Origin of the sequence: Flavobacterium geliluteum, from assembly GCF_017948595.1 — a bacterium.
GTDB classification, from domain to species: domain Bacteria; phylum Bacteroidota; class Bacteroidia; order Flavobacteriales; family Flavobacteriaceae; genus Flavobacterium; species Flavobacterium flavipigmentatum.
The window spans coordinates 74,074-85,988 of sequence record NZ_JAGFBV010000001.1 but is presented as its reverse complement, the minus strand read 5'-3'; the positions used below and the strand labels follow the sequence as shown (position 1 = coordinate 85,988).

Below are 11,915 nucleotides of genomic sequence, written 5' to 3'. Positions count from 1 at the left end.
TCTCTTTCGAATAAATAAAAAAAATCGTAACTTTAATTAAGTCAAATGTATTTAAATTATTCAAAAAAAAATCAAAATGAGTTTCTACTGGATAAAAACAAACGCATTCATCAAAAGGGTATTTTCTAAATATTGCTGGGACATTCCTAACAATGAAAAGAAAATATACTTAACTTTTGATGATGGACCAACTCCTGAAGTAACCAATTGGGTTCTCGATGAATTAAAAAAATACGAAGCAAAAGCTACTTTCTTTTGCATCGGAAAGAACATCAACTCCAATCCCGAATTATTTTCAAAAATAAAGAGTGAGAATCATTCTATCGGAAACCACACCTTCAACCATCTTAACGGTTGGAAAAGTGATACTAAAGACTATGTGAAAAATATTGAAGATTGTGCTGAAATTTTAAAAGCAAAAAAAAACACGACACCTCTGTTATTTCGTCCTCCTTATGGAAAAATAAAAAAAGGGCAATCTAGAATTTTGCGAAATCTAGGCTACAAAATCATCATGTGGGACGTTTTAAGTGCCGATTTTGACCAAAATATAACACCTCAAAAATGTCTTGAAAATGTGGTGAAAAATGTAAAATCAGGAAGCGTTATCGTCTTTCATGACAGTAAAAAAGCAGCACAAAATTTAAAGTTTGCTTTGCCTAGGACCTTACATTATTTAAAAGAAAAAGGATTTGTTTTTGAAAGTATTCAGTAAACTTTAAAACTGTTCCTGAACGATTCCGATAATAGTATTTGCATCAAGTTCTCCAGATTGTCTCCAGATCATTTGTCCTTCTTTATAAATCATTAGCGTAGGAAGACCTTTGATTCTAAGTGCATCAGCCAGTTCTTGATTTTTATCTACATCAATTTTAATGACTTTTGCTTTATCACCAAGCGCAGCGGCAACATCCTTAATAACAGGATGCATAGATATTGACGATTCATTCCAGTCTGTGTAAAAATCTATTAACACAGGAACTTGGGCATTTATTAATTCTCCAAATTTTGACATAAAACCAAAAATTTAAATTTTTTTAAATCTACTAAAAGAGATAAATATTCTACAAATGTAGCATTTTTACCGAATTAAGCCACATTGTTCCCTTTTTTTAGTTCAATCACCGTTATTTCTGGCATAATTCCCACACGACCAGGATAGGCGTGAAAACCAAAACCACGATTTACATACACATAGCGACCAGCGTTCTCGTACAATCCTGCCCATTGTTTATAAATATATTGCGCCAAGCTCCACTTGAAATAGCCCGGAATTTCTATTCCAAACTGCATTCCGTGGGTATGACCCGAAAGTGTCAAATGAAAGTTTTTAGGATGCTCCTTTATTTCATACTCCCAATGACTTGGATCGTGGCTCATTACAATCTTAAAATCGTCTGGAGCCAGATTTTGAGAGGCTTTATTCAAATCTCCCGCTTTTTTAAAATTTTGCCCCCAATTTTCTACACCAACCAAGGCTATTTTATCTTCCCCTTTTTGAATATAAGTATGCTCATTTAGCATAAGATTGAAACCAATTTGACTGTATAATTTTTTGATTTCCTGAAAATTTTCATCTTTTTCCTTTTCAGATGGCCAAGTCACATATTCACCATAATCATGATTACCAAGCACCGAAAATTTTCCGTATTTGTAATTTTTTATTCTTTTAAAAGTCGTCAGCCACGGATGCATTTCTTTGGCATGTGTGTTGACAATATCTCCTGTAAACAAAATCATATCCGCTTCCTGCTCGTTTATCAAATCTATGGCATAATTGATTTTTTCGGGGTTATCAAAACTACCGCTGTGCACATCAGAAATCTGAGTAATTTTAAATCCGTCAAAAGCGTCTGGCAAATCTGGAAAAAATATGGTTTGTTTAATCACTTTATAATTGTACTTCCCTTCAAAAATTCCATAAATTAAAGACAAAAACGGCACTGCAGCCAATCCTAACGCTATTTGACTGATAAACTTTCGTCTGTCCGGCATCATCTCTTTACGAGGCGCATTGTACATCAAATAATTTAGAATGCTGGCTCCTATTCTAAAGACATCTTCGCCAAGTAAAATAACTGCGATTACAATTTTAGGAACATACACCAACAGCATCATACCCATCGTAAACATGGTTTGTTTTGTTTGACCAATAGAACGATCGAATTGCGTAAAAGAATAAACAATAAAAATTAAAACAAGCAAGCTTATCACTTGATAACTAACCAAAACCCATCTAATTTTGATTAAAGTTCGAAGAGCCTGATAAGAATATATTTCTACGAATAAAAAAAGAGCACAAAGAATTAGAAAACGAAAGATCATGTGTTAAAAATTTTGAACAAAGTAACAAAGAATGAAAATTTTATCGCTTTTTATTATCAAAATTTTAACTAGAAATCATGCATTTTTTGGTAAATTCAAATTGGTTTTTGAATTAACCCTAAAGTGCTAGATAATTTCAAACAAGAAATTAGTTTTTAAAACCCAATTGTTTATTTTTACCGACTAATATTTTTTTTATGTCTACTCAAAAACGTCTTTTTCTTCTTGATGCCTACGCCTTAATTTTTCGTGGTTATTATGCTTTTATAAAAAACCCAAGAATCAATTCTAAAGGAATGGATACCTCTGCGATTATGGGTTTCATGAATTCGCTTTTAGATGTTATTAAACGCGAAAGACCGGATCACTTGGCAGTAGCCTTCGACAAAGGCGGAAGTCAATTGCGTAACGAAATATTTCCCGAATACAAGGCCAACCGTGATGAAACGCCAGAGGCAATAAAAATTGCAGTTCCTTATATCTGCGAATTATTAAAGGCAATGCATATTCCTATTATAGAAGTGGCCGGTTTTGAAGCCGATGACTTAATTGGAACTATTGCCAAACAAGCCGAAAAAGAGAATTATAAAGTGTTTATGGTAACGCCCGATAAAGATTTTGCGCAATTGGTTTCTGAAAACATATTTATGTACAAACCAGCCCGAATGGGTAATGGAATAGAAATTTGGGGTGTACCAGAAGTGCTGGCAAAATTTGAAATCGAAAGACCTGAACAAGTAATTGATTTTCTTGGAATGATGGGTGATGCCGCCGATAACATCCCGGGACTTCCCGGTGTGGGAGAAGTAACGGCAAAAAAATTACTGAAAGAGTTTGGCTCCATGGAAAACCTTCTGGCAAATACCGATAAGCTGAAAGGAAAAATGAAAGAAAATATCGAGGCCAATAAAGAAAAAGGGATTCTATCTAAAACACTCGCCACTATCCTATTAGACTGTCCAGTAACTTTTAACGAAACTGACTACGAATTAACACGTCCTGATATCGAGAAAACCGATGCCCTTTTTAATGAATTAGAGTTTAGAAGGATGGCCGAACAATTTGATAATCTATTCAACCCGGACAAAGTACCAACTGCAAGTACAACAGAAACTGCTGATGCCAAATTGTACAAAAAACCACAACCTAAAAACGAAGATCAATTTGACCTTTTCGGAGGAGGATCTTCAGATGAAAACCCTGATGTTGCTAGAACTTCATTTTACAATACTTTAGAAAACACACCACACTCCTATCAAGCTGTAGAAGGTGACTTAGGCATAAAATTGCTGCTGCAAAATTTACAAAAACAAACCTCTGTTTGCTTTGATACCGAAACGACCGGCTTAGATGCTTTACATGCTGAGTTGGTTGGGATTTCTTTCTCTTATGAAAAAGGAAAAGGATATTATGTTCCGTTTCCGGAAAGTCAGGAAGAAGCTCAGGTTTTGATCAACAAATTTCTTCCGTTTTTTGAGAATGAAAACATCGAAAAAGTGGGTCAGAATTTAAAGTATGATTTGAAAATTCTTTCTAATTATGGCGTTACTGTAAAAGGAAAACTTTTTGACACCATGATTGCGCATTATTTGATCAATCCAGATATGCGTCATAATATGGATATTTTAGCAGAAACATATTTGAAATATTCTCCGAAATCTATTGAAACTTTAATTGGGAAAAAAGGTAAAAACCAAATGACGATGCGTGACGTCGCATTAGAAGAAATCAAGGAATATGCCGCCGAAGACGCTGATGTAACACTACAATTAAAAGAAATTTTTACCACAGAATTAGACAAAACCGAGACTAAAAAACTATTTGATGAAATTGAAATTCCGCTGGTAAGTGTTTTGGCCGACATGGAAACTGAGGGAATCAGACTAGATGTTGACTTCTTAAAACAGATGTCAACAGAAATTGATGTCGAGATTAAATCTTTAGAACAAAAAATATACGAAACTGCTGGAGAGAAATTTAATTTGGCCTCTCCAAAACAGCTTGGAGATATTTTATTTGATAAACTAAAAATTGGTGGAGCAAAGCAAAAGAAAACCAAAACTGGCCAATATGCTACTGGGGAAGAAATTTTATCGTATTTAGCCAACGACCATCCGATTGTGAAAGAAATTCTCGATTGGCGCCAAATGGTAAAATTGCAGAGCACTTATATTTTGGCTTTGCCAGAACAAGTAGACAAAAAAACATTGCGCGTTCATACTGATTACATGCAAACTGTTGCTGCAACAGGACGTTTGAGTTCGAATAATCCGAACTTGCAAAATATTCCGATTCGTACCGAAAGAGGACGTCAGATTCGTAAAGCTTTTGTTGCTCGTGATGAAAACCATACCTTAATTTCTGCCGATTACTCGCAAATAGAATTAAGAATTATTGCCGCTTTAAGCGGAGAAGAAAATATGATTGCCGCCTTCAAAAACGGAGAAGACATTCACAAAGCAACTGCCGCAAAAGTTTTTGATGTTCCGTTGGAAGAAGTTTCTAGAGAACAAAGAAGCAATGCAAAAACTGTAAATTTCGGTATCATCTACGGTGTTTCGGCTTTTGGATTGAGCAATCAAACCTCGATGTCACGCAGTGAAAGTGCCGCTTTGATCGAGGCATATTACAAAACGTATCCGAGATTGAAATCGTACATTCAGGAACAAATTGAGTTTGCACGCGAAAAAGGATATGTGCAGACCATTTTGGGTCGTCGACGTTATTTGAAAGATATCAACTCGGCAAATGCAGTGGTTCGTAGCGCCGCAGAAAGAAATGCTGTAAATGCTCCAATTCAGGGAAGTGCTGCCGATGTAATTAAGATTGCCATGATCAACATTCATAAAAAATTAAAAGAAGAAAACTGGAAATCTAAAATGTTGCTGCAGGTACATGATGAGCTTGTGTTTGATGTGCACAACGACGAATTAGAAAAAATTCAGCCGATGATCAAACACGAAATGGAAAATGCCTTTATGATGAGTGTTCCTCTGGATGTTGAACTTGGTTTGGGTAAAGATTGGCTAGAAGCGCATTAAGCAATTTTAGATTTTTGAGTTTAGATTTTAGATTTGTCGATACTAAAAAATAAAAAAACCTCGAAGTAAAATTCGAGGTTTTTAGTTTTTTTATTTTTTACGAGTCGATTCTCGTTCTTTCAGTTTTGTTTTAATGACGATGGTTTCGTAATTCGAAGTTTCTTCTTCTGTTTCTTCCAGCCTTTCGATTAATTTTTTGGCAGCTACTTCTCCAATTTCAATTCCGTGCTGACTTACAGTGGTTAAACTTGGTGATAAACGTCTTGAAGCTAAAATTCCATCTGCAAAACCAATAATAGAAATATCTTCGGGTACTTTGAATCCTTTTTTCAAACTCATTCGCAATGCTGCAACAGAGTCATTTTCCTCCAAAGCAAAAATACCATCAATTTTATGATCAAAAATACCATCAATTTTACTTTTCATATCTTCTTCAGAATCCGTACGAATGATGATGTTGTCGTTTACCGAGATGTTATTATCTTTAAGTGCTTTCAAATAACCATCGGCTCTAAGTTTTCCAACACTCAGATTATCTACAGAAGAAATTAGGGCTATATTTTTACATCCTAAATCAATTAAATGCTGCGTAGAGTTAAGTGCCGAATCAAAATCATCCACAACCACTTTGTCACATTCTACTTCGTCAGCAATACGATCAAACATTACGATTGGTGTTCCATCGTTTATAATTGCCGAAAAATGGCTGTAATCCTGAAGCTTCTGCGCCTCTTCTGAAACCGAAAGAATAAATCCGTCAATGGTTCCGTTACTTAACATTTCGAGTGTATGAATTTCTTTTTCTAAAGATTCATTCGAAATACAAGTGATCACATTATACCCTTTTTTATCGGCTACTTTTTCGATACCACTAAAAACTTTGGCAAAAAATGAGTTTAATATATTAGGTATAATAACTCCAATCGTTTTGGTTTTACGATTTTTCAAATTCAAACCAATAACATTCGGTTTGTAATTCTTGAGTTTAGCATACTCTTTAATCTTCACCTTTGTTTGCTCACTAATTTCTGGGCTATCATTCAGTGCCTTAGACACTGTAGATACAGAAACGTTAAGTTCTTTCGCAATTTGCTTTAGAGTTGCTTTTGCTTTCATTTAAAAATATTTTTTATCTAATTAATACAAATATAGTAGAATTAGTGATAATAAAACAAAAATGTAGCGCAGGTAGTCGAAAACGTTTTCATAATTTTGAAAGTTACCCTACACTGAATTGTTTTCTAAAATCAATATTACTAAATAACTAAACGTACTTTGCTTTATTGTGAAGGTAATTTTTTTTATTGTTTTAAATAAAAAACTGATGTGCTGATTTTCAGCTTATAAAATAATCTTTAAGGTATTTGGTTTTAAAATAATTAATTGTACTTTTGCATCCCCTTTATTGGGGATGGAATGTTTAATTAAAATAATATTATGGACGCATTAAGCTACAAGACAATTTCAGCTAGCAAAGCCACTGTAACGAAAGAGTGGATCGTTGTAGACGCTGAAGGTCATAACTTAGGTCGTCTTGCTTCAAAGGTTGCAATGATCTTAAGAGGTAAGTACAAACCAAGTTACACACCGCACGTTGACTGTGGAGATAACGTAATTGTTATCAACTCAGAAAAAATTAACCTTACAGGTACAAAAATGAATGACAAAATTTACATGCGTCATACAGGTTACCCAGGAGGACAAAGAACTTTAACTGCTAAAGTATTGCAATCTAAAAACCCTGCATTATTAGTAGAGAAAGCTGTAAAAGGAATGTTACCTAAAAATAAATTAGGAGCTGAACTTTTTAGAAATCTAAATGTTGTTGTAGGATCTGAGCACAAACAAGGAGCTCAAAAACCTAGAACTGTTAACCTAAACGATCTTAAGTAATGGGAGTTATTCACAAAATCGGTAGAAGAAAAACCGCTGTTGCACGTGTATATGTTTCTGAAGGAACAGGAAAAATCACTGTAAACAAAAAAGAATTCGCAACTTACTTTCCAACTGCAACTTTACAATACAAAGTTTTACAACCAATGTCTATGACAGAAAATGTAAACAACTTTGATGTAAAAGTAAACGTTTACGGAGGTGGTTCAACTGGTCAGGCAGAAGCTGTAAGAATGGCATTGGCACGCGTTATGTGTGAAGTAAATGCTGAAAACAGAGCAATCCTTAAACCAGAAGGTTTATTAACAAGAGATCCAAGAATGGTTGAGCGTAAGAAATTCGGTCAGAAGAAAGCTCGTAAGAGATTCCAATTCTCTAAACGTTAATATTACCTGTCTTGTGCACATGGTACAAGACATCATCAATTTATTGAAATTAAAAAACACAGTTGTTGTTGCTCTCCTACCGAGGTAGGAAATAGTTTAGCATCTAAATGTATAAAGCCTGGGAAACCGCCATTTATACATTGCTAATCAACAGAACGTAAACTAGTACAAAAATGGCAAACAAAATAGAAGTAAAAGACTTACTAGAAGCAGGTGTTCACTTTGGACACATGACTAGAAAATGGGATCCAAATATGGCCCCTTACATTTATATGGAGCGTAATGGTATTCACATTATCAATCTATATAAAACTGCAGCAAAAATTGAAGAAGCTAATGAAGCTTTGAAAAAAATCGCTGCATCAGGTAGAAAAATCTTATTCGTAGCTACCAAAAAACAAGCGAAAGACATCGTTGCTGAAAAAGCAAAAGCTGCAAACATGCCTTACATCACTGAAAGATGGCCTGGTGGAATGCTAACTAACTTTGTAACTATCAGAAAAGCCGTTAAAAAAATGTCTTCTATTGATAAAATGAAGAAAGATGGTACTTTCATGACGTTATCTAAAAAAGAGCGTTTGCAAGTTGATCGTCTACGTGCTAAATTAGAGAAAAACTTAGGTTCAATCGCTGACATGTCTAGACTACCAGCTGCATTGTTCGTAGTAGATATCAAAGCTGAACATATCGCAATAAAAGAAGCACAAAAATTAAACATTCCAGTTTTCGCAATGGTTGATACGAATTCTGACCCAAGAGAGGTTGATTACGTTATTCCTGCAAATGATGATGCTTCTAAATCAATTGACAAAATTTTATCTTTAGTTACTGCTGCTGTAATCGACGGTCTTTCTGACAGAGGTTCTGACAAAGAAACTGAAGTATTTACAGAAGAAGCTGCTGCTGAAGCTGCTCCTGCTGTAGAGGCTGCACCAGCTGCTGAAGCTGCTGCTGCTCCTGCAACTGAAGAATAAATAAATAATTTAAATTCCAAATTTTAAATTCCAAAATCCAAGAATAATTAAAAACATAATGTTGATAATTTATTAAAATTGGAGTTTGGGATTTAAGAGTTGGAATTTTTACTTTTAACATTAAAATTCAAAATATTATGGCAACAATTACTGCTGCAGACGTAAATAAATTAAGACAAACTACAGGTGCCGGAATGATGGACTGTAAAAAAGCTTTAGTTGAAGCTGAAGGAGATTTCGATAAAGCTATACAAGTCCTTAGAGAAAAAGGCCAAAAAGTTGCTGCTAACCGTTCTGACCGTGAGTCTTCTGAAGGAGCTGCTGTTTCTTTTATCAATGCTGACAATACTAAAGGAGCTATCATCACTTTAAACTGCGAAACTGATTTCGTAGGTAAAAATGAGGCTTTCGTAACTTTAGCTAAAGAATTAGTAGAAAAAGCTATCAATTTCTCTTCTAAAGAAGAATTCTTAGCGTCAGACTTCAACGGAATTACTGTTGCTGAAAAATTGATCGAGCAAACTGGTGTTATCGGTGAAAAAATCGAAATCGGTGGTTTTGAAATTTTAGAAGGTGCTTTTGTTGGATCTTATGTTCACGTTAACAAAATTGCTGCATTAACAGCAATTTCTGCTGCAATTCCTAACGCTGACGTTTTAACTAAAGATGTTTCTATGCAAGTTGCTTCTATGGGAGCTGATACATTATCTTACAAAGATTTTGATCCTGCTTTTGTTGAATCTGAACTTGCTGCTCGTATTGCTGTAATCGAAAAAGATAATGAAGAAGCAAAACGTTTAGGAAAAACTTTAAAAAATGTTCCTAAATATATTTCTTTCTCTCAATTGACTGAAGAAGTTTTAAAACAAGCTGAAGAGGATGCTAAAGCTGAATTAAAAGCGGAAGGTAAACCAGAACAAATTTGGGATAAAATTATTCCAGGAAAAGTGCAACGTTTCATCTCTGACAATACTACTTTAGATCAAGAGAAAGCTTTATTAGATCAAAACTTTATCAAAGATGATAGTAAAAAAGTTGGTGATTATGTTAAAGGATTCAACGTTGAAATTTCAGGTTTCAAAAGAGTTACTTTAGGTTAATATATTATTTCAATATAAAAAGCCCGAATATTTATTTATTCGGGCTTTTTTATTTCCAGTAGTACTGCTTTTATTTTTTTATCGGAAAATTTCTAGCACGCATTAACGCATCAGATTTAGGAGCTCTTCCTCTAAAATTTTCATACGCTTTTTCCTGATCGATAGTATTACCTACACTAAAAACAGTTTCATACAAACGTTTTGCTATCTCTTTATCATAAGGGCCTTTTCCTTCTGTAAAAGCTTCATAGGCATCTGCATTGATCGCATCTGCCCATAAGTAACTGTAATAACCTGCCGCATAACCATCACTTGAGAAAATGTGCCCAAATTGAGGAATTCTGTGACGCATTACAATTTCTGATGGCATGTGTAATTTATCTAAAGTCTCTTTTTCAAATTTATGCGGATCAATAGTCTCCGTAGTCAAATGCAATTTCATATCAATTAAAGAGCTAGAAATTGTTTCTACAGTAGCAAAACCTTCTCCAAAATTACCTGCTCTTTCAATTCTTTCTACCAAAGTCTTTGGCAAAGGTTCATTGGTTTTATAATGCAAAGCAAATTTGTTTAAAACCTCTGGAGTTGCCAGCCAATGCTCTAACAATTGCGACGGAAACTCAACATAATCTCTTGCAACAGCCGTTCCTGCCAAAGTAGGATAGGTAACATTTGAACACAAACCGTGAAGCGCGTGACCAAACTCGTGAAACAAAGTCGAGGCATCTTCCCAAGAAATTAAAATAGGCTCATTATCTGCTCCTTTGATAAAATTACAGTTATTAGACACAATTGTAAGTACATCTCCATCTAATTTTTGTTGCTCTCTGTACGAATTCATCCAAGCGCCAGAACGTTTTCCTGCACGTGCATAAGGATCAAAATACCAAAGACCAACCAGTTTTCCTGTTACTTTATTACTTACTTCCCAAACACGTACATCAGGATGATAAACCGGAACATTGGTAATTTGTTTGAAATTTAAATCAAACAATTCGCCAGCAACCCAAAACATTCCCTCACGCAGTTTTTCCAGCTGCAAATATTGTTTTACTTCATTCTGATCTAAGTCGTATTTTGCTTTTCTAACTTTTTCAGCATAATAACGGTAATCCCAAGGCTCAATTTTAAATTTTCCTCCTTCGGCATCTACGATTTTTTGCATTTCTGCAACATCTTCCTTCACTTTTGCAACTGCCGGTTCCCAAACAGACTCCATTAAATCTAGTGTCTTTTGTGGATCTTTTGCCATTTTATTAGATAAATTCCAATGTGCAAATGTAGGGAAACCAAGTAATTTTGCTTTTTCCTGACGCAATTGTAAAATCTTTACCAACGTTGCATTATTATCATTTGCGTTACCGTTATCGCCACGTTTTACAAAAATATCAAAAGCTTTTTCTCTTAAATCTCTACGGGTAGAAAAGGTTAAAAATGGCTCAATAGACGAACGCGTGTTCGCCACACAACCTAAAACATCCAATTTTCTGGTTTTTGCTTCAGCGATAGCGGCATTTTTTACTTCGTTTGGCAATCCTGCAAAATCTGCTTCTGTTGTTAACGCAACATATTGGTTATGCTCTTCGGCTAATAAATTTTGACTGAATTTGGTAAATAGAGAAGCTAATTCCTGATTAATGGTACTTACTTTAGACTTTGTAGCATCATCTAATTTTGCTCCTTCACGAACCAAACGCGTATAATACAACCAAATTAAACGTTGTTGCTCGCTGGTTAGTTTTTTGCTTTCTTTAGCATTATACAAAGTTTCAATTCGAGCAAAAAGCTTTCTGTTTTGATTGATTTTATCATTAAAAGCAGACAATTTCGGAGACATCTCAGTGTCAATTTTATTAAATTCTGGACTACTCAAATTGGATCTGTAAATACCATAAACTGTAAAAATTTTCGAAATCGTTTTACCTGAAAGCTCAAGCGCGGCAATGGTATTATCAAAAGTTGGTGTTTTCGAATTATTGGCAATCGCATCTATTTCGCTTAATTTCTCCTGAATCGCAAACTCAATCGCTGGTTTAAAATCCGAAACTTTATAGGCGTCAAAAGCAGGAACACCGCCATAAGGACCTTCCCATTTTTTGAGCAAAGGGTTATCTGCATTGGTTTGCGCATTTGCCGCAAAAATTGTTGTGCTCATGATAAAAATCGTTATTAATTTCTTCATATTAGTAATTTGAT

At 34.7% G+C, this 11,915-nt stretch carries 10 protein-coding genes; 6 read left to right on the top strand and 4 right to left on the bottom strand.

Features of this window, described 5'->3' with window-relative positions; translation table 11 throughout:
• Positions 1–76: 76 nt before the first annotated feature.
• Positions 77–715 carry a polysaccharide deacetylase family protein gene (locus J3495_RS00330; protein WP_210664572.1) on the top strand — a complete coding sequence of 213 codons (639 nt, stop codon included), beginning with the start codon at positions 77–79 and terminating at the stop codon, positions 713–715.
• A 3-nt stretch (positions 716–718) separates the two neighbouring features.
• Here J3495_RS00330 and J3495_RS00325 read toward each other — a convergent pair whose 3' ends face one another.
• Together J3495_RS00325 and J3495_RS00320 are read right to left on the bottom strand one after the other, a co-directional pair.
• On the bottom strand, positions 719–1,015 hold the full coding sequence (locus J3495_RS00325; RefSeq protein WP_210664571.1) for a thioredoxin family protein: 297 nt from the start codon (positions 1,013–1,015) through the stop codon (positions 719–721).
• Positions 1,016–1,089: 74 nt separating this feature from the next.
• Positions 1,090–2,325 (bottom strand): metallophosphoesterase, encoded by a 1,236-nt coding sequence (locus tag J3495_RS00320; RefSeq protein ID WP_210664570.1) that lies wholly within the window; start codon positions 2,323–2,325, stop codon positions 1,090–1,092.
• Positions 2,326–2,522: 197 nt separating this feature from the next.
• On the opposite strand from J3495_RS00320, the gene polA reads away from it, so the two are divergent.
• Positions 2,523–5,366: a DNA polymerase I gene (gene polA / locus J3495_RS00315; RefSeq protein ID WP_210664569.1), complete on the top strand. Its 2,844-nt coding sequence runs from the start codon at positions 2,523–2,525 to the stop codon at positions 5,364–5,366.
• Between the two features lie 90 nt (positions 5,367–5,456).
• Here polA and J3495_RS00310 read toward each other — a convergent pair whose 3' ends face one another.
• Positions 5,457–6,482, bottom strand: coding sequence for a LacI family DNA-binding transcriptional regulator (locus J3495_RS00310; RefSeq protein WP_210664568.1), 1,026 nt, complete (start codon positions 6,480–6,482; stop codon positions 5,457–5,459).
• Between the two features lie 321 nt (positions 6,483–6,803).
• Between J3495_RS00310 and rplM the strand changes: the two genes are divergently transcribed.
• The 4 genes from rplM to tsf all read left to right on the top strand — a co-directional run bounded on the left by rplM (position 6,804) and on the right by tsf (position 9,719).
• Entirely contained in the window at positions 6,804–7,259 is a 456-nt protein-coding gene (gene rplM, locus J3495_RS00305) for a 50S ribosomal protein L13 (protein ID WP_007808911.1), read from the top strand.
• Positions 7,259–7,645, top strand: coding sequence for a 30S ribosomal protein S9 (gene rpsI / locus J3495_RS00300; protein ID WP_007808909.1), 387 nt, complete (start codon positions 7,259–7,261; stop codon positions 7,643–7,645). Before rplM ends, rpsI begins: the two co-directional genes overlap by 1 nt.
• Positions 7,646–7,818: 173 nt before the next feature.
• On the top strand, positions 7,819–8,619 hold the full coding sequence (rpsB, locus tag J3495_RS00295) for a 30S ribosomal protein S2 (RefSeq protein ID WP_210664567.1): 801 nt from the start codon (positions 7,819–7,821) through the stop codon (positions 8,617–8,619).
• Positions 8,620–8,756: 137 nt separating this feature from the next.
• A complete protein-coding gene (tsf, locus tag J3495_RS00290) occupies positions 8,757–9,719 on the top strand; it encodes a translation elongation factor Ts (protein WP_210664566.1) in 963 nt (320 codons plus the stop codon).
• A 70-nt stretch (positions 9,720–9,789) separates the two neighbouring features.
• On the opposite strand, the gene J3495_RS00285 is transcribed toward tsf, so the two are convergent.
• A complete protein-coding gene (locus J3495_RS00285; RefSeq protein ID WP_210664565.1) occupies positions 9,790–11,901 on the bottom strand; it encodes a M3 family metallopeptidase in 2,112 nt (703 codons plus the stop codon).
• Between the last annotated feature and the right edge of the window lie 14 nt (positions 11,902–11,915).